We start from the raw sequence: 18,058 nt of genomic DNA on the forward strand, positions 1-18,058 counted from the left end.
CCTGATAATAATAAGGACATAAAAGTGAGTAAGCGTAAATATTTTGGTACTGATGGTATTCGAGGTCGAGTAGGGCAGGCGCCTATTACTCCTGAGTTTGTTATGAAGCTTGGTTGGGCTGCGGGTAAGGTGTTTCGCCGGCAGGGAGTCAGTACTATTTTAATCGGTAAGGATACTCGGGTATCAGGTTATATGTTTGAATCTGCGCTCGAAGCTGGTTTGTCGGCAGCGGGCGTTAATATTGGTTTGTTGGGGCCGATACCAACGCCGGCCATTGCCTACCTTACAAGAACATTTAAGGCGCAGGCGGGTATTGTGATCAGTGCCTCGCATAATCCTTTTTATGATAATGGGATCAAGTTTTTTTCGGCTCAGGGTACCAAGCTGCCGGATGAGCTGGAAAACCAAATTGAGGCAATGATTGACGCGCCGATGGAGGTAGTGGACTCCTCTGAGCTAGGTAAGGCGTTTCGAATTGAAGATGCTCGCGGCCGATACGTTGAGTTTTGTAAAAGTCGCGTGTCTGATGAGATTAACTTATCGGGCCTGAAGATGGTTGTGGATTGTGCGAATGGCGCGACGTATCAGGTTGGCCCTTCGGTGCTTTCAGAGTTGGGTGCTGATATAAGTGAAATTCATGTCAATCCCGACGGATTTAACATTAATGAGGGTTGTGGCTCGACCAGCCCAGAGGTGCTTAAGCGTGTTGTGCTGGCTGAAAAGGCTGACTTGGGCATTGCGTTTGACGGGGACGGTGACCGGTTAATGTTCATCGATCATGAAGGTCAGTCAGTGGATGGTGATGAGATCTTGTATATTTTGGCGAGGCATCAAAAACTGACGGGCACAATGAATGGCGGTGTTGTCGGTACTACCATGTCTAACTTGGGGCTGGAGCGCGCTTTGGCTGATATGGATATTCCTTTCGTCCGGGCGGATGTAGGGGATCGCTTTGTCATGGAAGCTCTGAAAGAAAAGAATTGGTCTCTGGGTGGAGAAAACTCAGGTCATGTTGTAATTCGAGATATGACTACGACCGGTGATGGTGTTATTTCGGCGTTAAAGGTGCTGGAAGTCATGCATGAAACCGGGTCGTCATTGGCTGAGCTGCGTCGGGGTATGACTAAATGCCCTCAGGTGCTGTTAAACGTGACTGTGGCTGATAAACAAAAAGTCATGAACAGCAAAGAGGTGTTGGCTGCTGTGACGGATGTAGAGTCTTCCATGGGGGATCGCGGACGTGTCTTGTTGAGACCGTCAGGAACGGAACCTTTGGTGCGGGTAATGGTTGAAGGTGTGGACAGCGCTGAGATTCAATCGGAAGCTGAAAAACTGGTTTCGATTGTCGAGCGAGTTGCGAACGGATAGCCCTTGCTATTCAAAAATAAAGAATATAGTATTGTCGCCCGCTCAGGGTTATGGAGACGAGCATGCGAAAATCATTAGTTGCTGGCAATTGGAAAATGAATGGTTCATTGGAAACCGTTGATGCGTTGGCAGAGGGTATTGTTCAGAATCAAGCTGAGATAGGTTGTGATGTCTTAGTATGCCCTGTATCGGTACATCTTGATCGAGTCTCTCGGTTGATTGATGGCAGCTTGGTGAAGTTGGGTGCTCAGAACTGTTCGGATAAGAGTTCTGGGGCTTACACCGGCGAAGTTTCTGCAGAAATGCTGAAAGAGGTCGGTTGCAGTTTTGTAATTCTTGGTCACTCAGAAAGGCGAACGTTGTTTTCTGAAGGTGATGAGCTGATACGCAATAAATTACTTTCCGTATTAGACGCAGGTCTGATTCCTGTGTTGTGTGTAGGCGAAACGCTTGATGAGCGTGAGCAGGGGGTTGCGGAAGCGGTTGTTAAGGCGCAAGTATTGGCAGCACTGAAGGGTGTTACGAAAAATCTTGAGTCTGTGGTGGTTGCGTACGAGCCTGTGTGGGCTATCGGGACGGGTTTGACTGCTACGCCAGAGCAAGCTCAGGCAATGCATGCTTTTATTCGGTCTGTGTTAGCGGAGATCTCTGAAGAGTTATCTCTGAAAGTAAGAATTTTGTATGGTGGTAGTGTTAAGCCGGAGAATGCGCGAGAAATATTTGGACAGCCGGATATTGATGGTGGGTTGATTGGCGGTGCTTCACTTAAAGTAAAAGATTTTATCTCAATTTGTCAGGCAGCAGGATAAAAGTATGGAAGTTGTTTTATTGAGTTTGCATGTTTTATTTGCAGTCGCTATTATAGCGCTCGTTTTACTTCAGCAAGGTAAAGGTGCTGATGCTGGCGCAGCTTTTGGTGGCGGCGGTGGCGGTGCATCGCAAACGGTATTTGGAAGTCAGGGTTCTGGTAACTTTTTAACTAAGTCGACTTCTACATTGGCTATCTTATTTTTTGCTACAAGCTTGGGTTTAGCAATGTACGCTAAGAAGCAGGCAGAGAATGCAGAGCAAGCTGGTTTACCTCAGGTGCAAGAACAAGTTGAAGCGCCTGTTGTTGAAGATGCTGCGGAATTACCAGCGATTGAAACAGCAGAAGATGAAGTTCCTCAAGTTTCAGAGTAATCTCTGAAACTTAAAGCCGAAGTGGTGAAATTGGTAGACACGCCATCTTGAGGGGGTGGTGACTGTATGGTCGTGCCGGTTCGAGTCCGGCCTTCGGCACCAATTATTGACCTGAGTAAGGGTGAGGACTATAATTGCCTCGGCCTTGAAAGGTCATGTGAAAAATGCCCCGCAAGTAGGGGCTTTTTTCTAGCAGGAGAATATTTCAAGGAATGGGCTATAGGCCCATTTTTTATTTCTTTTTTTCCTACTTTTTGTTTTTGAACGTATGGAGTAAGGTGCATTTGAGTACCAAAACTGACCAGTTAAAAGAAATGTTGGCTCCGGTTGTCGAGTCATTGGGTTATGTTTGTTGGGGGATTGAATACGTTCCTCAGGGGAAACATACCGTGTTGTGTGTATTTATTGATCATGAAAATGGCATCCAAGTGGATGATTGCGCAAAAGTTAGTCGTCAAATCAGTGCGGTGTTGGATGTAGAAGACCCGATCAGCTCTGAATATGATTTGCAGGTTTCGTCTCCAGGAATGGATAGACCGTTATTCACTCTGGAGCAGTTTGAAAAGTATATCGGTGAAGTCGTGGCGGTTAAGTTACGGTTTCCTTTTGAAGGGCGCAGGAAGTTTACCGGGCGTCTGAACGGTGTGGAAGGGGGCGATGTGGTTGTTCATGTGGACAATCATGAGTATTGCTTGCCAATTGACTCGATAGAAAAAGCCAACGTCGAGCCACAGTTTAAGTGACAGTTATTAGTTTAAGGGTAGAGTGAAATGGGAAAAGAAATTCTGCTGGTAGCTGAAGCGGTTTCTAACGAAAAGGGAGTGGACCGCGAGATCATCTTTGAAGCAATGGAATTGGCGTTGGCAACGGCAACTCGGAAACGCTACGAAGAAGACGAAGACAGTGATATCTATGTGAACATTGACCGTAAGACAGGTGATTTTGAATCGTTTCGTCGTTGGGTCGTGGTTGCAGATGACCAGGTAGCAAAATTAGGGACGGAGTTTACAACGGAAGAAGCGGCTGAGAAAGATGCTTCTTTGCAGATAGGCGACGTTTACGAAGAACAGGTTGAGAACGTTGAGTTTGGCCGTATTGGTGCACAGGCCGCCAAACAAATTATTGTTCAGAAAGTACGTGAAGCCGAACGTCTGAAAATTGTTGGTTTATACCAAGAGCGCGTTGGTGAATTGGTAACTGGTGTGGTCAAGAAAGTTGGCCGTGATAAGTTGTTTATCGATTTAGGTAACAATGCTGAAGCCGAATTGCCTCGTGATCAATTGATTGGTCGAGAATCATTTCGTATCAGTGAGCGTGTACGTGCTTTGTTGCAGTGCATTAAAGAAGACACTCGTGGCCCACGTATGATGCTGAGTCGTTCAGCACCAGAGGTGTTGATTGAGTTGTTCCGCATCGAAGTGCCTGAAATTGCAGAAGAAGTCATTGAAATTAAGGGTGCTGCTCGTGATCCTGGTTTAAGAGCGAAAATCGCTGTTAAAACCAACGACAAACGTATCGACCCTGTGGGTGCTTGTGTTGGTATGCGAGGTTCTCGTGTTCAGGCGGTATCGAATGAACTGGGCGGTGAGCGTATTGATATTGTCCTTTGGGATGATAATCCGGCGCAATTAGTTATTAATGCAATGGCCCCGGCTGAAGTAGCTTCCATTGTTATTGATGAAGATACTCACACGATGGATGTTGCAGTTTCTGAAGATAACCTTGCTAAAGCGATTGGTAAAGGCGGACAAAACGTTCGGTTGGCCAGCGAATTAACAGGTTGGTCATTGAATGTGATGACAGAAGAAGAAGCAGGTCAAAAGCAAAAGGCAGAGCATTCCAGCTTGATAAGTACCTTTGTTAATGGCCTTGATGTGGATGAGGATTTTGCTGACTTCTTGGTTGAAGAGGGCTTTAGTAGTCTGGAAGAAGTAGCTTATGTTCCTCTTGAAGAAATGCTTGAGATTGATGGATTGGATGAAGATACAATCATTGAATTGCGTGCTCGAGCTAAAGACTCTCTTTTGAATAATGAACTGACTTCTGAAGAGGGTCTCGATGAAGCTGTCCTTGCAATTGAAGGGATGGATCATGATATTGCGCTTGCTTTAAGCCAAGCCGGTGTTAAATCGTTGGATGATCTGGCAGAGCAGTCTGTTGATGATTTGATGGATATTAAAGTGATAACCGACGAAGAGTTGGCTGCGAAATTTATTATGGCAGCTCGTGCTCATTGGTTTGAAGATGAAGCGTAAGGCTGACGAAGGAGTAATACCAAGCTATGGCAGAATTGACAGTAAAACAGTTGGCCGAGGTGGTTGGTGTACCAACCGATAAACTGCTCTCTCAAATGAAAGATGCGGGCTTGACCCAAAAATCTGAGTCGGAAATGGTGACTGAAGTGGAAAAGCAATCCTTGCTGGACCACTTAAAACGCAGTCACGGTGATAACGACGGTTCACCTAAAAAAATTACGCTTCAGCGTAAGACCAAATCAACCATCAAAGCCCCAGCCGGTCGTGGCAAAACCGTTAACGTAGAAGTGCGCAAAAAGCGTACATACGTTAAACGCACACCTGTTGATGCAGTTGAAACAGAAGAGAAAGCAGAAGCTCCAGTGGCTGCTGAGCCTCAGGTAGAAGAAACAGTACAGGCACCGGTAGAAACTCCGGTGGTTGAAACACCTGTTGAGGAAGTATCAGCACCTGAAACCGTTGCTGAAGAAAAGGCCGCTGAACCGGCCCCGGCAGCTCCAGCAGAAGCACCTTCAAAAGCAGAAGCAACTCAAGCGCCTGCGGATCAGCCAAAGAAAGAAGCTAAAAAGGATCGTCCTAAGAAAGTGCATAATAAGCAATCTACTCCGCCAGCATCTAAAAAAGGTGCCGGAGCAAAAACTGAAGAAAGCAGAAAACGCACTGAGCACAAATCCAAAGGTGGTGCCGGCCGAATTCATATTGATGATGAATTCGGTGAGTCACGTATGCGTCGCCCTAAGAAAAAGCGTAAAGATTCAAATAAACACGCTTTTGCTATGCCGACAGCACCAATCGTTCGTGAAGTTAGTGTGCCTGAAACAATCACCGTTGGTGATTTGGCTCAGAAGATGTCTGTGAAAGCAGCTGAAGTAATCAAAGTCATGTTCTCTATGGGCTCTATGGTTACAATTAATGAAGTGCTGGATCAAGCCACTGCTCAGTTGATTGTTGAAGAGATGGGGCATACCTTTAAGCTACTTCGTGATAACGCAGTAGAGTTTGAAGTTACAGAAGATGTTGAGTATTCAACTGAAGAAACGCCTCGTGCACCAGTTGTAACTGTGATGGGTCACGTTGACCATGGTAAGACGTCGCTTCTTGACTATATTCGTAAAGCCAGCGTAACTTCCGGTGAGTCTGGTGGTATTACTCAGCACATTGGTGCGTACCACGTAGAAACTGGTCATGGCATGATCAGCTTCCTGGATACGCCTGGACATGCCGCATTTACTGCAATGCGTGCTCGTGGTGCGAAAGCAACGGATATCGTAATTCTGGTTGTTGCTGCGGATGATGGTGTGATGCCTCAGACAAGAGAAGCTATTCAGCATGCCCGTGCAGCTGAGGTGCCTCTGGTCGTTGCCGTAAACAAGATTGATAAAGAAGGTGCTGATCCGGATCGTGTTAAGAACGAACTGGCACAAGAAGAAGTTATCCCTGAAGATTGGGGTGGTGATGTTCAGTTTGTGAATGTGTCTGCTCACAGTGGAGAAGGCATTGAGGCACTACTGGATTCAGTTCTGCTTCAGGCTGAATTGTTAGAGCTTAAAGCGCCGGCTCAAGGCCCTGCTAAAGGTATTGTCGTTGAGTCTAAACTGGATCGCGGACGTGGTTCTGTTGCAACGGTACTTGTTCAGGCGGGTAACCTGAAGAAAGGTGATATCGTGCTTGCTGGCCAGCAGTTTGGTCGTGTTCGTGCACTTGTTGATGAAAACGGGCAGCCAATTGATGAAGCCGGGCCTTCCATTCCGGTTGAAATTCTGGGCTTGGATGGAACGCCTGCTGCAGGTGACGAATTCATTGTTGTGCCGAGTGAGAAGAAAGCGCGTGAAGTGGCTAACTTCCGTCAAGGTAAATACCGTGAAGTTAAGCTGGCGCGTCAGCAAGCTTCTAAGCTTGAAAACATCTTTGAGAACATGGGCAAAGGTGAAGTTAGCGAGTTGAACATTGTTCTGAAGACCGATGTACGTGGTTCTTTGGAAGCAATTACAACTTCTCTGCAGGATTTGTCTACCGATGAAGTGGCGGTTCGTATTATTAGCAGCGGTGTGGGTGGAATCAGCGAAACTGATGCTAACCTTGCATTGGCTTCTAATGCCATCATCTTCGGCTTCAACGTGCGTGCAGATAACTCCGCTAGAGAGATTATTGAGCGTGAAGAAGTAGATCTGCGTTACTACTCAGTCATCTATAACATCATTGATGATGTTAAACAGGCACTGACAGGTCTGTTGGCTCCTGAATTCCGTGAGGAGATTGTAGGTGTTGCTGAAGTACGTGATGTGTTCCGTTCACCTAAGTTTGGCTCGATTGCCGGTTCCATGGTAATTGAAGGAACGATCTTCCGTAACGATAAGATTCGAGTGCTTCGTGATAACGTGGTTATCTATGAAGGTGAGCTGGAATCTCTGCGTCGCTTTAAAGATGACGTCAATGAAGTTCGTAATGGCTTTGAGTGTGGTATCGGTGTTAAGAACTACACAGATGTTAAGCCAGGCGATAAGATTGAAGTCTTCAAGAGCGTTCAGGTCGAACGTACTCTTTAAGCAAGGTGACTCACTTTTCTATGGCTCGTATGAGTGATTAGGAGTGAAAGTCTTAGAGAATTGCTCGGAGTTAAGGTGTAAACCTTACTTCGAGCTTTTCTTGTTTTTATAGGTAGTAATTAGAATGAAAGAATATGCTCGTACTGATCGGGTGGGTGATTTCCTTCAAAAGGAACTTGCCCAGCTTATTCAGTTTGAAATAAAAGATCCTCGTTTGGGGATGGTGACGGTTCAGGAAGTGCGCGTCAGCCGTGATCTCGGTTATGCCGATGTCTTTATTACGGTCATGGCGTTTGGAGCGCAGACTGAAGAAGCGAAAGCTGAAGCGAATAAAGATGCGCTGAAAGTGCTGAACAATGCGGCGGGTTTCCTGCGTACCAAAATTGGCCAGTCGTTCCGTGCCAGGACTACGCCTGAACTACGGTTCTTCATTGATGATACGCTTGAAAACGGTATGAAAGTTTCTTCGTTAATTGAACAGGCGATTCGGGAAGACAGTGCCCGACGCGATGATTCAGATCAAGATTAAGCAGTAGATCCAGTTGTAATTATGGCAAGAAAACGTAAAGGTTTATCAATAAACGGCATTGTTTTATTGGATAAGCCCAAAGGACTATCGTCTAATCAGGCGCTTCAGAAAGTTCGTTGGCTATATACCGCAAAAAAAGCCGGTCATACAGGTGCTTTGGACCCTCTTGCTACGGGCTTATTGCCGGTATGTTTAGGAGAGGCCACTAAGTTCAGTCAGTTTTTGCTGGATGCCGATAAAACCTATATCACTCGGGCAAAGCTTGGGCAAACCACCACCACAGAAGATGCTGAGGGGGAAGTGGTTGAGGATCGTCCAATTCCTGAATTGACCGAAAGCATCGTGGAAAAAGCGTTAGCTGAGTTCCGTGGACCAATTGATCAAGTCCCTCCGATGTATTCTGCTCTGAAGCGTGATGGTCAGCCTCTGTATAAGTTGGCTCGACAGGGCAAGGTGGTTGATATTGAGCCTCGGCGCGTTACTATTAAAACCCTTAAGTTATTGCGAATTGAAGATGAGCACCTAGAGTTGGAAGTCAGTTGTACCAAAGGGACTTACATTCGTTCTTTGGTGCGGGATATCGGTGAGGCGTTAGGTTGTGGTGCGCATGTAGAAGAATTAAGACGCACCGCCACTGGCCCCTTTAAGATCGAAGATGCTTTAACGTTGGACGACTTGCAATCTGAACAAATCAGAGTGGATGCGCTGTTGAAGTCGGATACCGGTCTTGATGATATGCCCGCCGTTTATTTGGATGAAGTTCAGACGCAGCGTGTGTTATTAGGGCAGCAAGTGAACATGACCAGCGAACAGGTTGCCGGTTTTGAGGCAGTCTTGACTGCCAATGATAAAAAACCTACTCAAGAGCTATTAAGACTGTATAATGTGCAGTCTGATAAAAACCAGCCTTTTTATTTAGGGGTGGCAAATTGGTTACCAGGTTATATTTTGCAACCTAAACGGTTGGTTAATATGGCAGAGTTTGAACCTATAGCCTAGGTTTAATCTCGGTAAGGTGAATCGGTCTGTAAACATGCACGGGCTTGATTTTCCAAGTAACGGATGACCGTTATCAAAACTCATTAAGCATGTTTTAATTTGGAGTAAGTAATTATGGCACTAAGTGCAGATCAAAAAGCGCAAATCGTAAAAGACTATCAGCAATCTGAAGGTGATACTGGTTCTCCAGAAGTTCAGGTTGCTTTGCTAACAGCAAACATTGAAGGTCTTCAGTCGCACTTTAAAGCGAACCACAAAGACCATCACTCACGTCGTGGTTTGATTCGCATGGTAAACCAGCGTCGTAAGCTGTTGGACTACCTGAACAAGAAAAACCATGACCGCTATGCTGCTTTGATCAAGCGTCTAGGTCTACGTCGTTAATTTTAACGACAGCGAACTTCTTCAATAATTGATATTAATTAGATAAAGGATATTAAACCGTGAATCCGGTTACTAAAACATTCCAATACGGAAAAGAAACGGTCACTATCGAAACTGGCCGCATCGCGCGTCAGGCTTCTGGTGCTGTAATGGTTACAATGGGCGAAACTAGTGTTCTAGTAACTGTGGTTGCAAGTAAGGACGCTAAACCTGGTCAGGATTTCTTTCCTTTGTCAGTTCATTATCAGGAGAAGTTCTACGCAGTAGGACGAATCCCTGGTGGTTACTTGAAGCGTGAAGGTCGCCCTTCTGAGTTTGAAACTCTAACTTCTCGTTTGATTGACCGTCCGGTTCGTCCTCTGTTTCCGAAAGGATTTAAGAACGAAGTACAAGTTGTTTGTACTGTGATGTCTGCTGACAAAAAGTCGTTCCCGGACATCGCTGCTATGATCGGTACGTCTGCAGCTTTAGCTATCTCTGGTGCGCCGTTTAATGGCCCAATTGGTGCAGCCCGTGTTGGCTTCACTGATGAAGATGGTTACATCCTTAACCCAAGCATCGAAGAGCTGGAAACGTCACTGTTGGATATGATTGTATCCGGTACTGATTCCGCTGTGCTTATGGTTGAGTCCGAAGCAGAAGAGCTAACAGAAGACGAAATGCTGGGTGCTGTTTTGTTTGCGCACCAAGAGCAACAAGTTGTTATTCAGGCTGTTAAAGAGTTTGCAGCTGAAGTAAATAACCCTGTATGGGAGTGGCAAGCTCCTGCTGAAAATACAGAGTTAAAAGATCAAATTTTGGCTAAGTTCGGCGCTCAAATTGCTGAAGCTTATCAAATTACAGATAAAATGGAGCGTTATAGCCGTTTATCTGAACTTCGTAGTGCTGCAACTGAAGAACTTGCAGGCGACGAAGATGGACAGGCAAGTGCAGCAGAAGTTTCTGGTGTATTTGGTTCTGTTGAGAAATCAACGGTTCGTGAGCGCGTTCTAAGTGGTGAATCACGAATTGATGGCCGTGACAACAAAACGGTTCGTCCAATCAACGTTGAAGTAGGTGTGTTGCCTAAGACTCACGGTTCTGCTTTGTTCACACGTGGTGAAACTCAGGCGATCGTTACAACAACTTTGGGTACTGCTCGTGACGCTCAGATGTTTGATGCTCTGGAAGGTGACAAGCGCGATCCTTTCTTATTCCACTACAACTTCCCTCCGTATTCTGTAGGTGAGTGTGGTCGTATGGGCAGCCCGGGCCGTCGTGAAATCGGTCATGGTCGTTTGGCTCGTCGTGGTGTTCAGGCGATGGTGCCAACAGAAGAAGAATTCCCATACACATTGCGTGTTGTTTCTGAAATTACAGAATCTAACGGTTCTTCTTCAATGGCAAGTGTTTGTGGTGCGAGTTTGGCACTTATGGATGCCGGTGTACCTCTTAAGGCGCCAGTAGCAGGTATTGCTATGGGTCTGATTAAAGATGGCGACCGTTTTGCTGTATTAACTGATATTCTTGGTGATGAAGACCACTTGGGCGATATGGACTTTAAAGTAGCTGGTACTGATGAAGGTATTACAGCGCTTCAGATGGACATTAAGATTCAGGGCATCACTGACGAGATTATGGAAATTGCGCTTGCTCAGGCTAATGACGCTCGTATCCATATTCTTGGTGAAATGAATAAAGTCATCGAAGAGCCTCGCGCTAAATTGTCTGAGAATGCACCAGTGATGGATACCATTAAGATCCATCCTGATAAGATTCGTGATGTGATCGGTAAGGGCGGCGCTACAATCCGTTCAATTACTGAAGAAACAGGCGCGTCTATCGATATTGACGACGATGGTAACATCAAAGTATTCGCTGATGATCGCTCAGGTGCAGACGCCGCCATTGCTCGTATCGAAGGAATTACTGCTGAAGCTGAAATCGGTGCTATCTATAACGGTAAAGTAAGCAAGATTGTTGACTTTGGTGCTTTCGTTGCTTTCCTTCCTGGTAAAGAAGGTCTGGTTCATATTTCGCAGATCAAGAATGAGCGCATTGAAAAAGTTTCAGACGTTCTTTCTGAAGGTCAGGAAGTTAAGGTTAAGGTTCTGGACGTTGATCAACGTGGTCGAGTTAAATTGACTATGAAAGATCTTGAAGAAGCTCAAGGTTAATTTCTTGAGAGTCTGAAAAAACCGCTCATTGAGCGGTTTTTTTATGTCTGAATTTTGTCTTTTATTTGATTTTTATGTGTTAATTTCTTTGCCACATGATTTCGGTTTGGCCTTCTAGCTTGCCTAAACTGCGTGCAAGGATAAAGAGAAAATCTGATAATCGATTGATGTACTGTAAAAGCAGTGGCCGAACGGATTCTTTGGTTGAAAGCAGGGCAACCTGCCTTTCTGCTCTTCGGCAGATAGCTCGGCTAAGATGAGTGTAAGCAACACTTTTTGAGCCAGAAGGCAGAATAAATTCTTTCAGTGGTGGGAGTTGTTCGTTCAATTGATCTGAAAGTTTTTCCAGTTCGTCCAAACTGGTTTGCTGAAATACTTCATGGCCGGGCATGGCTAACTCGCCGCCAAGATTGAACAGGTCGTGTTGTATATTCAGAAGCATTGCTGCAAACGGTTGAGTATTGGCTTTGTCCGATAATTCAGTAAATGCAACACCGATGGATGAATTCAGTTCGTCAATTTCTCCGATGGCAATGATTCTGTCGTCAAACTTGTTCAGTCTTTTGCCGTCGGCAATGGAGGTTTTGCCTTTATCGCCGCCTTTCGTTGTGATCTTGGTTAATCTGTCTGCCATAATTGTTCCGGGGTTAGTCGAGTTGAAGTCTCAACGGTCGAATTGGAAGCCTGATACTGAAGTGTGCCCCTTTACCTGGTTCGGATTGAACGTCCAGAATACCGTGGTGATGACTGGATATAATAAAGTAGGATACCGATAGACCGAGGCCTGTTCCTTTGCCCACATCTTTGGTGGTAAAAAAGGGTTCAAATACGCGTCTGCGAGTATCATCGTCCATTCCTATGCCGTTATCAATAACTTCTATGACGGCATAGGTCTCTTGTTGTTGAACATTCAGTTTGATTTCAGGCGTGCCGCTGGGGCAGCCATACTCAGACAAAGCCTGAGCGGCATTCTTCAGTAAATTGATGATGACTTGTTCTATTTCGCTGGGTATGCAAGGTATTGTGGGCAGCTCGGGATCGTAAAGCTCTGAAATAATCAGACCGCTTTCCGCTTGTAATTCATGGAACGTGGTTTCAGTTCGCGCAATTTGAAGTGCTTGTCGGGTCAGTTCATTGAGGTCGCACTGCTCAAGTTCAGGTGCGGCGTTGCGGCTGAATTGGAGCATATTGGTGACGATGTCGACGGCCCGGTGTCCTGCGTGTGTGATGTTTTCAATCAGGCTTGGGATTTCCCTTGCTTTTAAATATTCTTCAATGGTTGTCATGCTTAAGCCAAGGTCGTCAGCGATTTGCTGATTTTTAGGTAAACCGGCCGATAGCCTACGTGTTAGATTCTGAACATTTTGTAAAATCCCGCCCAAAGGATTATTAATCTCATGCGCCATACCAGCGGCTAAACCGCCTAATGACATCATCTTTTCTGACTGTACGACCAGTTCCTGAAGGTGCTTTTGATCTGTGATGTCGTCCAGTTTAATAACAACATCCTGTTGCCCCCGACCTTTTAACGGGTAAATCATGATGGAATAAAAACGGGTGATCCCTGATATTTTAATTTCGGCTTGGCTTACTGTTTGAACCTGACCGGTCTTACTGGCTTGGTGCACTAAATCTAAATAAAACAGCATAAAAGGGAAGGCGTCATCAATGCGATGATTAATGGCCTGCCCAGCAGAAATGGAGGTTAGTTTTTCTGCTTGTTGATTCCACAGCGTGATACGGTATTTCGGGGTGAGGGCAATCATAATCGAAGGCATGGAGTTAATAATGCCATTTAGGAAATCCTGGAATTCAAGTAGCTTTCGCTCCATGGCAGATCTGACTCGGGCCTCCTCTTCTAACCGGATGTTGGTTTTCTTGATTTCATTTGTCGATACTTCGGCTTTTTTTTGTGAGCGATTTGCCTTGTCTCTAGCGTCGGTAAGAAGGTGATCTCTAGCCTGGATTTGGCTCAGCATGGTGTTGAATGCATCCACCAGATTGCCGATTTCGTCGAAGAAAACTTTATTCGCACGGACATTATAGTTTTGATATGAAGAGACCTGATGAGTGACGGCTTTCAAGTGCAGTACCGGATCAATCAGCCACCTACGGCTTTGCATTTGGATGATGCGAATCAGAAGAATGGCCGCAAGAAAAAGGCTAATCAACATAAGTAAGAACTTGCTGTTGAATAATACTTCTGTTTTGTATTTGTACAAGACCAGTAACGTATAGGGAGTGCCGTTTTTTAGCTTGAGACTTACTACTTCGGGAGAGAACCGACCTTGCTTTAAATAATATGCGTACAGCTCATGCAGTTGCTTGGCAGGTAAGGGGAGGTTGTTGAGGCTTAGCTGATCAAGCAGGTTGCCTTGCTCATCGAATGTTGCAATGAGTTTGGTGTCTATGGCGTGGCTATCGACGGCCAGTAGGGTAGGAAGCTGTTTGTTGAGCTCATCGATATTTTGACTTAATTCGCTGATGACTTTGAGGTTGTGGGTGTAATCTGGTTCTATTTGGCTGTGGATAACAAATCGCCAAATGCTGGCGGCAATCAGAGTACAAAGGGTTGCAGTAACAATGCCTGTGACGATTAACATGAACAGCAGTTTTTGACTGATTGTCCTGTGCGAAAAGTAGCTTTTAAGTCGATTACTCATGAGAAATATTAAATACTGGCTTTGGTTGCAACGTCATTCATCACTTTGTCATGAGTCGGGGTTGAGAGTCCATGTTTTTTAGCCAGATTCATTATGTATCCATTCATGTTGGAGAGTTCTGTTGTTCTTTTGTGTTTCCAGTCCTGATAACTGGAAGAGTAGTTCTGACCTGTTTTTCTGGCAATGTCACGGACGATATATTTCATTGAAGGAATATCATAGCCTTCGGACTTTAAAACAAGCCTGCTTTCTTCAGAGAGCTGATCGAGCAATTGAAGGCGGTCTTCATTGCTGAGTAACTCTCCGTTTTTACACTCAAACAGGATCGTGAGTGGGTTGATTGATGCGTTAACGGCTACTTTATTGTGGAGTTGAGATAAGATATCGGGCGACCACTGGCTGTTGGGCAGTTTCGATATTTCCTCCCCCCACCATTCAGGCTTCTGTGGATGTTCCCTGCCGAAGGTTGTTATGCCATTTCCTGCATGATGAACGGTGTTGTCGCTGGATTTCCAGACCCCTTCGGTGGAAGAGCCAAAAAATACATCGAACTCCGGCCAGCGCGCCGTAACTTGTTGCTGAACGCCTAACCCATTGTGTAATAAAATAATTTGACAGTGGTTTGCTAGGTAAGGTGTGAGTGACTCCAGGCATTGGATAACCTGGTGGCTTTTGGTGGTGACGACGAGTTTATGAATGATGTGTTGGCCTTTAAACCACTTGGCTGGTATTTGCTGCGCTTCTTGTTGCAGGTTGATAAATGTGTATTTTTCAAACGAGTTGTTGAGTGACCTGTTAATCAGGTAAGGAGTTTGGCTGTGACAAAAATTACTGAGTTCTGAAACTTTGTAGTGATATAAAAGCCCTATCGCTCCTGGCCCTGCGATATGCCACTGCTGGTTGTTCGGTGTCACTAATTATGTTCCTTTGAAAGACGCTATTGAAAAGAGGTGTTACGGTTGCACTCACTCAGTATCTTTAGTGTTACTTGTCTGATAGTTAAAGTTCTAACGTCGTAAAACAAATATCTGTCCAGTGTTGTGGACTATAGTGGGTCGCTGACAAGAAAGGAAATTTAATGCCTTTTGGGTAACTTGTCGATCCTGATGGTTTGAAAAAAGGTTGGAAGGGTGAGATGCACTAACGAATTGTATTTGCTGAAACCTGCCTGACTGAGGGACAAGCAGGTTGTTTGTTGAGAGTGAGGGTTTTACGAGGCGGCGATAGCGCTTGGAAAGTTATCCAGCGGCTGGGACTGTATATGCCATTGGGTACCGTGAATACCGTTCTTTTCTCTGGCGATGCTTAAGTTGGCAATTGTGCTGGTCAATAGCTGCTGTGCGGTTGGCATGTTGCCTAAACGCTCTGCGCTGATCATGGAACCACTGACCTTCAGGTTTAAATAACCAGCAGGGGTTGGATAAGGTTTGCTGGCGATGCCATCGTAGATCCGTTTGAAAGCCGTCGGTCCGCCTACATCGGTAGATTCTTGCATGGTGATGACTGCAAACTGGTTTTTGCTTAAGCGGGTAACTACATCAAGAGGGCGTACCAGGTTTTGAAGTCTTTGAGCGGCGCCTTTTACCATCTCTTGCGCAATTGGCCCTTTATGATGTTGCTCAATCTCATCAATGTTATCCAAGTTGAACACGATACAGCTCACTGCGCCTTGTCGGCTTTCCACTTGCTTGATGGAGTTAGTCAGTGTTTTCAGTGTCAACCGTTTGTTGCCCAGGCCGGTTAACAAATCCGTATGATTGCAACGTTCCAGTACCTGAACATTCTTCTTCAGCGTTGTGTTATTTCGCATCAGCAAGTTCAACATATTGGTAGTTCGTGCAGCGGCAGAAACTCTTGGAACCAGCTGTTGGTGCATGTCGGATTTATAAATGAAGTCATCAACGCCTTGGCTGAAAGCGTGAGAGAGTGCTTCCGGACTTTCTTTACCTGTGAGGAGCAGAATGTAAGTAAAGTGAAGTTTCTTTTGATCCATCTGGCGGATACGCTGGGCAAGGGTAAGCCCGTCCATGTCTGGCATCATCCAATCCGCAATGAGCAATCGGGCAGGTTCTGCTTTTAAATAGTCCAACGCTTGTGATGGGTGGCTGGCGACACGTATGTTAGTGTATCCTGCTTTTTTAAGTGTTCGTTCGACGATAGCGCCTGAAAATTTCGCATCGTCTACAACAACGATGGGCAGTGATGTGTCTGTCATAATGGTGTCCCCATGGGCCCTACTACTTAAAGGTACGCACTTCCTGTGAGTCCAGGTATTGTTTTTATAATAATGAGTTTTTATTAATAGGCTTTGCTTTATTGGTGTTGTTATTGCAACGCTCTGTTGAAAATAATGTACCATTAAAAAAAAATGAGTCTATGCTCAATTACTAAAAGTCTGACAAGGTTAACATATCGGGCAATTTTCAGGAAAAGGTTGGGGTCAAAGTTGGGGCTTTTCAGATAAAGCTGCCTTTTTTGCTGTTTGAGTTTTTGTTTGTCTGTGTGGTAGTGATTGTTTTGTGTTTGGTATAGCTCAGCCAGTTTACCTGACGAAAATGGGTCTGTTTATTAAAAGGGATATAAGTTGGGAAACCGAGCAGGAGTCTTTCGAGAGGCTTTATTTAACCGAAGAATGCTGATTTGTATTTTCACCGGCTTTACTTCAGGCCTTCCTTTGTATTTTGTGTACACATTGATACCTGCCTGGCTTAGAAGTGAAGCGGTCAGCCTGAAAGAAATTGGTTTGTTTGCGTTAATTGGCTTGCCGTATACCTGGAAGTTTATCTGGTCTCCCATGATGGATCGGTATGTGCCTCCTTTTCTTGGGCGCAGACGAGGCTGGATGTTGATCACCCAGGTTTTTCTTCTGGTATCTATGGCGCTTATGGGTTTATTTAATCCACTGGACTCGTTGTGGTCCATCGCCTACCTGGCTGCGGCCATTGCTTTCTTCAGCGCCAGCCAGGACATAGTTCTTGATGCTTATCGGCGAGAAATTCTACCGGATCATGAACTGGGGCTCGGAAATTCGATACATGTTAATGCTTATCGAATAGCGGGTCTGATTCCGGGCTCACTTGCGCTGATATTGGCCGATCATCTGCCTTGGCTTTGGGTGTATGTGATTGTCGGGCTATTTATGTTGGTGGGCATTGGTATGACCTTGATGGTCAAAGAGCCTGAAGGGGGAGGTAAGCCCCCGCTGACGATAAAAGATGCGGTTGTTGAACCTTTTAAAGAGTTTTTTAAACGTCTGGGGCGTTTTCCCGCGTTGGAAATACTGGCGTTTATCTTTCTTTATAAATTAGGCGATAGCATGGCGACCGCGCTATCAACCCCATTTTACATTGACCTGGGTTTTAACTTAACGGAGATAGGCTTAGTTGCCAAACATGCAGCTCTGTGGCCAGCGATCATTGGAGGGTTGTTAGGCGGTTTACTGATGGTTAAAATTGGCATCAATAAATCGCTGTGGCTGTTTGGGCTTGTGCAAATTATTACGATTCTTGGGTTTGCGGTGCTGGCTGAAGTAGGTAATAACTTATGGGTGCTGGCCATGGTTATTTCGCTGGAGTATTTGGGGGTAGGGTTAGGAACTGCTGCGTTTGTAGCGTTCATCGCAAGGTCGACCAACAGAAATTACACAGCCACCCAGTTTGCGTTATTTACCGCTATTGCGGCCTTACCTCGAACATTTGCGAATGCCCTGACCGGGTATTTGGTGGAAGGGGCCGATGCCAGTGAAAATCCTTTAGCGTATTCAATCATGAATTTTATTGGATTTCCTTTGGATGGTTTGGGGTGGACGAACTTCTTCTTATTTTGTACGGCGAGTGCTGTGCCGGGAATGTTACTGCTGTTCAGAGTAGCGCCCTGGAGTAAGTCGGATTCTGATTATGTGATTTCCCGCTCGACGAATGCCGCATAGATTTACCAGGGGAAGGCATGAAAGTTATGGCTCGTTTCATTGGTGGGT

The 18,058-nt window shown here is 45.4% G+C and carries 15 protein-coding genes and 1 tRNA gene; 12 read left to right on the plus strand and 4 right to left on the minus strand.

Annotated features, from left to right (window positions below; all coding sequences use genetic code 11):
* Nucleotides 1-24 precede the first annotated feature (24 nt).
* The 11 genes from glmM (at nt 25) to pnp (ending at nt 11,419) form a co-directional block, all read left to right on the plus strand.
* A complete protein-coding gene (gene glmM, locus ABD744_RS15280; RefSeq protein WP_344799402.1) occupies nt 25-1,368 on the plus strand; it encodes a phosphoglucosamine mutase in 1,344 nt (447 codons plus the stop codon).
* Nucleotides 1,369-1,430: 62 nt separating this feature from the next.
* The gene (tpiA, locus tag ABD744_RS15285) at nt 1,431-2,177 is read left to right on the plus strand and encodes a triose-phosphate isomerase (protein WP_344799403.1); all 747 of its coding nucleotides are present in this window, start codon (nt 1,431-1,433) and stop codon (nt 2,175-2,177) included.
* Between the two features lie 4 nt (nt 2,178-2,181).
* Entirely contained in the window at nt 2,182-2,550 is a 369-nt protein-coding gene (gene secG, locus ABD744_RS15290) for a preprotein translocase subunit SecG (protein ID WP_344799404.1), read from the plus strand.
* Nucleotides 2,551-2,565: 15 nt separating this feature from the next.
* Nucleotides 2,566-2,652, plus strand: a tRNA-Leu gene (locus tag ABD744_RS15295).
* A gap of 182 nt (nt 2,653-2,834) precedes the next feature.
* Complete coding sequence (gene rimP / locus ABD744_RS15300) at nt 2,835-3,293, plus strand: ribosome maturation factor RimP (RefSeq protein WP_344799405.1); 459 nt, start codon at nt 2,835-2,837, stop codon at nt 3,291-3,293.
* A 27-nt stretch (nt 3,294-3,320) separates the two neighbouring features.
* Complete coding sequence (nusA, locus tag ABD744_RS15305; protein ID WP_344799407.1) at nt 3,321-4,805, plus strand: transcription termination factor NusA; 1,485 nt, start codon at nt 3,321-3,323, stop codon at nt 4,803-4,805.
* A 26-nt stretch (nt 4,806-4,831) separates the two neighbouring features.
* A complete protein-coding gene (infB, locus tag ABD744_RS15310; RefSeq protein WP_344799408.1) occupies nt 4,832-7,351 on the plus strand; it encodes a translation initiation factor IF-2 in 2,520 nt (839 codons plus the stop codon).
* Nucleotides 7,352-7,475: 124 nt separating this feature from the next.
* Entirely contained in the window at nt 7,476-7,880 is a 405-nt protein-coding gene (rbfA, locus tag ABD744_RS15315) for a 30S ribosome-binding factor RbfA (protein ID WP_344799409.1), read from the plus strand.
* A 21-nt stretch (nt 7,881-7,901) separates the two neighbouring features.
* Complete coding sequence (gene truB / locus ABD744_RS15320; RefSeq protein WP_344799410.1) at nt 7,902-8,879, plus strand: tRNA pseudouridine(55) synthase TruB; 978 nt, start codon at nt 7,902-7,904, stop codon at nt 8,877-8,879.
* Nucleotides 8,880-8,993: 114 nt separating this feature from the next.
* Nucleotides 8,994-9,263: a 30S ribosomal protein S15 gene (rpsO, locus tag ABD744_RS15325; protein ID WP_344799411.1), complete on the plus strand. Its 270-nt coding sequence runs from the start codon at nt 8,994-8,996 to the stop codon at nt 9,261-9,263.
* 59 nt (nt 9,264-9,322) lie between these two features.
* Nucleotides 9,323-11,419 (plus strand): polyribonucleotide nucleotidyltransferase, encoded by a 2,097-nt coding sequence (gene pnp, locus ABD744_RS15330; RefSeq protein WP_344799412.1) that lies wholly within the window; start codon nt 9,323-9,325, stop codon nt 11,417-11,419.
* Nucleotides 11,420-11,498: 79 nt separating this feature from the next.
* Here the strand turns inward: pnp and ABD744_RS15335 are convergent, their stop codons facing one another.
* The 4 genes from ABD744_RS15335 to ABD744_RS15350 form a co-directional block, all read right to left on the minus strand.
* A complete protein-coding gene (locus ABD744_RS15335; RefSeq protein WP_344799413.1) occupies nt 11,499-12,053 on the minus strand; it encodes a cob(I)yrinic acid a,c-diamide adenosyltransferase in 555 nt (184 codons plus the stop codon).
* Nucleotides 12,054-12,066: 13 nt separating this feature from the next.
* Entirely contained in the window at nt 12,067-14,082 is a 2,016-nt protein-coding gene (locus tag ABD744_RS15340) for an ATP-binding protein (RefSeq protein WP_344799414.1), read from the minus strand.
* An 8-nt stretch (nt 14,083-14,090) separates the two neighbouring features.
* Complete coding sequence (locus ABD744_RS15345) at nt 14,091-14,996, minus strand: ketopantoate reductase family protein (RefSeq protein ID WP_344799415.1); 906 nt, start codon at nt 14,994-14,996, stop codon at nt 14,091-14,093.
* A 296-nt stretch (nt 14,997-15,292) separates the two neighbouring features.
* Entirely contained in the window at nt 15,293-16,297 is a 1,005-nt protein-coding gene (locus tag ABD744_RS15350; RefSeq protein WP_344799416.1) for a GGDEF domain-containing response regulator, read from the minus strand.
* A 369-nt stretch (nt 16,298-16,666) separates the two neighbouring features.
* Between ABD744_RS15350 and ABD744_RS15355 the strand changes: the two genes are divergently transcribed.
* Nucleotides 16,667-18,010, plus strand: a complete 1,344-nt coding sequence (locus ABD744_RS15355; protein ID WP_344799417.1) for an AmpG family muropeptide MFS transporter — start codon at nt 16,667-16,669, stop codon at nt 18,008-18,010.
* Nucleotides 18,011-18,058: the final 48 nt, after the last annotated feature.

This window comes from Litoribacillus peritrichatus, from assembly GCF_039537985.1.
Taxonomy (GTDB): Bacteria; Pseudomonadota; Gammaproteobacteria; order Pseudomonadales; family Litoribrevibacteraceae; genus Litoribacillus; species Litoribacillus peritrichatus.

Bases quoted from the DNA above. Each gene is read 5' to 3' on its own strand.
- rbfA (WP_344799409.1), top strand. From the start codon at position 7,476: ATGAAAGAATATGCTCGTACTGATCGGGTGGGTGATTTCCTTCAAAAG.
- ABD744_RS15350 (WP_344799416.1), bottom strand. From the start codon at position 16,297: ATGACAGACACATCACTGCCCATCGTTGTTGTAGACGATGCGAAATTT.
- infB (WP_344799408.1), top strand. From the start codon at position 4,832: ATGGCAGAATTGACAGTAAAACAGTTGGCCGAGGTGGTTGGTGTACCA.
- ABD744_RS15335 (WP_344799413.1), bottom strand. From the start codon at position 12,053: ATGGCAGACAGATTAACCAAGATCACAACGAAAGGCGGCGATAAAGGC.
- truB (WP_344799410.1), top strand. From the start codon at position 7,902: ATGGCAAGAAAACGTAAAGGTTTATCAATAAACGGCATTGTTTTATTG.
- tpiA (WP_344799403.1), top strand. From the start codon at position 1,431: ATGCGAAAATCATTAGTTGCTGGCAATTGGAAAATGAATGGTTCATTG.
- ABD744_RS15340 (WP_344799414.1), bottom strand. From the start codon at position 14,082: ATGAGTAATCGACTTAAAAGCTACTTTTCGCACAGGACAATCAGTCAA.
- nusA (WP_344799407.1), top strand. From the start codon at position 3,321: ATGGGAAAAGAAATTCTGCTGGTAGCTGAAGCGGTTTCTAACGAAAAG.
- rpsO (WP_344799411.1), top strand. From the start codon at position 8,994: ATGGCACTAAGTGCAGATCAAAAAGCGCAAATCGTAAAAGACTATCAG.
- secG (WP_344799404.1), top strand. From the start codon at position 2,182: ATGGAAGTTGTTTTATTGAGTTTGCATGTTTTATTTGCAGTCGCTATT.